4 protein-coding genes are annotated in these 4,204 nt (G+C 51.7%); all 4 read right to left on the reverse strand.

The annotated features are described in order from the left end of the window. Nucleotides 1-25: 25 nt before the first annotated feature. A complete protein-coding gene (locus KOO63_02080; protein MBU8920625.1) occupies nt 26-919 on the reverse strand; it encodes a hypothetical protein in 894 nt (297 codons plus the stop codon). Nucleotides 920-1,006: 87 nt separating this feature from the next. Beyond that, complete coding sequence (locus KOO63_02085; GenBank protein ID MBU8920626.1) at nt 1,007-2,113, reverse strand: undecaprenyl/decaprenyl-phosphate alpha-N-acetylglucosaminyl 1-phosphate transferase; 1,107 nt, start codon at nt 2,111-2,113, stop codon at nt 1,007-1,009. Between the two features lie 73 nt (nt 2,114-2,186). After that, the gene (locus KOO63_02090) at nt 2,187-3,782 is read right to left on the reverse strand and encodes a flippase (GenBank protein MBU8920627.1); all 1,596 of its coding nucleotides are present in this window, start codon (nt 3,780-3,782) and stop codon (nt 2,187-2,189) included. Further along, nucleotides 3,691-4,204: UDP-N-acetyl glucosamine 2-epimerase (locus KOO63_02095; GenBank protein ID MBU8920628.1), on the reverse strand; the 514-nt coding region annotated here is incomplete at its 5' end. The genes KOO63_02095 and KOO63_02090, both read right to left, overlap by 92 nt.

Consider the following 4,204-nt stretch of genomic DNA (forward strand, 5'->3'; position numbering starts at 1 on the left):
GTCTCTTCCCTGTTAGATCTTCCGATCAACACTTCCTGATCAAATGTTCTCCGCACGCGTCCAGCAACTGATTCACCAGTTTTCCCGCGGCGGCCTTCTCTTCACCCTTCCACCCTGTCATCGTCCCCTCTATTCTCTCAGATCCGTCTTCGGCCACCAGGACAGCACTGATCTGGAACTCGTCATCTTCGACGCGGCTCAGGGCACCCACCGACCTCCGCCCTCTTCCGGGGATCTCTCCAAGAAAAATCCTTTCGAGAGATACTTCGGCCCATGACGGCTGATGATTTATCTTTTCGACTATCGCTTTCACCCGTTTGTCACCACTTCTCGTGACGAGAGCCATGGCTCCCTGTCCCGCGGCGGGCATGCAAAGAGATGAAGTGAACACCTCGACTACACGGTCCTGGCAGGACAACGCTTCAACCTCCATGGCATCGACGACGAAGCCACCTATCTTTCCTTCCTCCATCATCCCGTTCAGAGATTCCACACCGCAGTCCATATCTACGAAAAGAAGGTCTGGCCTGTAGTACAGAAGCTGTCCCCTGCTTACCGGATCGGGAACCACGATCGGCATATCTTCGGGCTGTTCCTCCAGGATCAGCTCCTCATCCGAGACCAGCACGTTGTAGGGATTGCCCCTTGATGGAACGGCCCCTATCTCCAATCCATCACTCAATGGAAAAGGTATCTCGCTGGCACTGCCTATCACGATATCCAGTCGGCCCTCGCGTAACATCTTGAAAAGGCCTTTGATCTCAAGCGGTCCCTTTCCATTGATATTAGATCGGTTTTCCCTGAAATCATTTATATTACCGCAACCTGCCTCGGCAAGCATTTCGATGATTCTTTCGGCCCTGCGAATGGATGCCTTGTCAGGCCTGAATCCCACTGTGATCTTCTTGTCGTCGCTCAACCGGCTGCTCCCTCTGGATTGTAGTTATCACTGTTCAAAGGGGAAAACTATCATAGAGTTGTATAAAAGGCAACGGGAAAGCAGGAGTCAATCTTCGCGCGAAAGTATCCCGAGTGAAGACACTCCGTATTTACTGAGAACTTCGTCGACCTTCTCCATCGGAATATTGAATTTCACCATCTTCTTCAAAGCGACAGAGAAAAAGATGACCTCCAGCAGAACACTGATAACGAGTGCCGGAAGTGAAGCCATCATCGTCATGACTCCGAGAGTTGCGAAAACGGCCGATATCGACCAAAGGAGAAAATCCACTTTTCTCATCGAATTGAAATGGTAAAGCAGGACATGGTGAAGATGCATGTGATCCGCTTCGAAAGGTGGACGCCCTGTGAGTACACGTCTGAGAAACGCCAGCACGGTATCCATCAGTGGAATACTGAGTATGATGACGCACCCCGACATCCGATAGAAGATATCCTTTCCAGGCAGTAGCATGAGAAGTGAGATCAATCCAAACATAAGACCCAGGAAAAGGCTCCCGGAGTCTCCCATGAAGATTCTGGCCGGCGGAAAATTATACCTCAGAAACGCCATCGTCGAACCCGCGAGCACCACAGAAAGCGCTACTATGACCGGTTGGCCGAAAATATTCCCCGCCACGAAAAAAGCGAGTGCCGAGATAAAGGCGATCCCGGATGCCAGGCCATCTATCCCGTCTATTAGATTGAACGAAGTAGTCACGGCAAGCATCCAGACAGACGAAAGGCCAAAGGCTGCCAGGCCCATAGGAAGAGACATGCTGACAAGGCCGAAATGCTCAAGGAGCCCCAACCCGCCAGCTGACACGAAGAGTGAGACTGTTATCTGGAAAAACAGCTTATACATGTAGTGCAGACTTCTGAGATCATCGATGATCCCCAGAAGAAATGTGAGGAATCCACTGGCGATCAGTACAGGGACAAATACCCTGTCAAGTCTGCTTTCCGGCAGAAAAAACAGAAATACCGGTATCAGCGCAAAGAGTATGGCGCCTATTATCGCCACTCCTCCGATATGAGCTATCTCCCTGCTCGTCCTTCCATTCGGCTTTTCCAGCAACTTCCATCGCACCGCTATACCGATTGCGAGGGGCGTAAAGAAAAGACCCAGGATGAATGAGAGAACGAGGGGGACGATAATTCCTGCTGTCGTCAAGATCCACTCCCTTCTATCGTCTGAATAAGAATCGTTTATTGTGTATAGCAAGTCAAGAAGTAAGAGTGGCGACCTATCTACGGACACCAAAGAGAGGAGCCAGTATCTCCCTGATCTCGGCAAAGGTGATCGCTCTGGTGAGCACAAGCCCACCGGTGAATATCGATGCTATGACAGCTGCATGGGCAATCGCCGGCAATAAACGGTCCGGACTCTCGATCACTGACCTGTAGGTCAATACCACGATGACTCCTGTCATAAGACAGCGGACTATCCTGGACCAGTTGCCCTGCCTCCAGAAACCGGGCAGCACCTTCCACAGGGCCCTCAGCCCGAGTATCTCTACCGGCAGATATGAGAGAAGTGTGGATATGACCGCTCCGTCAGCTCCATACTTCGGAATAAGAGCAAGATTCAGCACGAAGTTGAGTATAGCTCCGGTAAAAGTTAATTTAGCATAAGTATCGGCTCTGTCAGCGGCGATCAATCCGGGCAATATCACTGAACCAATACTCCTCATCAGGATCAGCGGCAGAAACATCAGCAGTATCTTCGCCGAATCGGCGAATTCGATGGAGAACAAGCCGGTGATAAGCGGCATCGCCAGACAGCTGAACACAGTGATAACGCATACAGAATAGAAGACCGAGTTAATTATCGACCTGTCGATCAGGCTTCTGCACCTGTCGTGGTCGCCGGCTGCCCATCCACCGGCCAGCGCGGGCCTCAATATCATGACCAGGGCAAAGGTAGGGAAAAGACTCGTCTCAAGCAGATTCCTGGCTATCGAATATATCCCTACAGAGGCTGCTCCGTGAAAATATCCCAGCATCAGTTTATCGAGCAGAGAGTAGATCGTGACCGACGCTCCACTGATAGCCAGCGGAGCGCTCAACCGTAACATCTTTTTCCAGATCGGTCTTTCTATGCGAAAAACTGAACCGTTTCTGTAGCGGGCCAGGAGAATGGAGAAAATCAATATCGCCGGAATCAACGCGGCGGCCGTATATGCTCCCAGAATACCGCGGGGGCCGGCAGCAACATATATTACTCCAGCCACAAGGCCTGTCCTCAGGACAAACATCACTGTCCTCATGAGGAACAGCAGCCGGAATCTTTTCAGGCCCACAGCCAGAAGGCCCGTCAGTTCATTGATACTGACGGCGAGAATGAGCAGGGCACTGATCCTGAACAACGGTTCAAGCGCTTCCTCTCCGAAAAACATCGCGAACCATCGGGCGAAAAAAACCGTTATTACACATACCGGCAAGGTGAATAAAAGTCTCATCAACAGGCTCGTACTCACAGCAGGGCCGACAAGCTCCGGTTCCGATACGGAATATCCAGAGACCATTCTCGAAGCAGCTCCGTCAATACCGAATTTTGCGGGGATGAGAAGGATCGTCGCGAGCGCCATCGTCCAGTTGATCAGTCCGGCTGCTCTGGGGCCCATCCATCTGGCTATCAGGAGAGAAGCGATAAAGGCGCCTGCGAGCGGCAACGCCGTGGAACCGAACGTCCACATATATCCGGCCGCCAATGAGGACCCGTTTCCGGGCTTCCGGCTGCCAGTTGTATCAGTTGAATTCTTTTTCGAGTACATCAGCGATTCGTTCCGCGGTCCTGCCGTCCCATAGTGGAGGTATCCCGTGATCTCCAATACCATCATCGAGTATCCTCATGGCTTCGGATTCTACTTTTTCCGGGTCAGTGCCTGCAAGAACATTCGTACCCACTTCGATTGTGATCGGACGTTCTGTGTTCTCCCTGACCGTGATGCATGGAACACCGAGAACGGTGGTCTCTTCCTGTATTCCTCCCGAATCGGTGATGACCATCTTTGCCGTTTTCATCAACCTGAGAAAATCGAGATATCCCACGGGGTCGATCATCCTGAAACTCTCCGCCAGGCCGAAAGGAGGATCGGCTGAATCTATCATCTTCCTCGTCCTCGGGTGTACTGGAAAAATGACCTGGTGTCTCGCCGAAAGTCTGACAAGCATATCAAAGAGGGCGCGAAGTTCCTCCGGATCGTCGACGTTCGAAGGCCTGTGAAGAGTGACCAGGATATAATCGTTCTCCGTTAGAGAC

The sequence above is a fragment of the Candidatus Latescibacterota bacterium genome, from assembly GCA_019038625.1.
In the GTDB taxonomy this organism is placed as follows: Bacteria; Krumholzibacteriota; Krumholzibacteriia; order Krumholzibacteriales; family Krumholzibacteriaceae; genus JAGLYV01.

Coding starts and splice junctions, on each gene's coding strand:
- KOO63_02090 (MBU8920627.1), bottom strand. CDS start 3,782: ATGATGGTATTGGAGATCACGGGATACCTCCACTATGGGACGGCAGGA.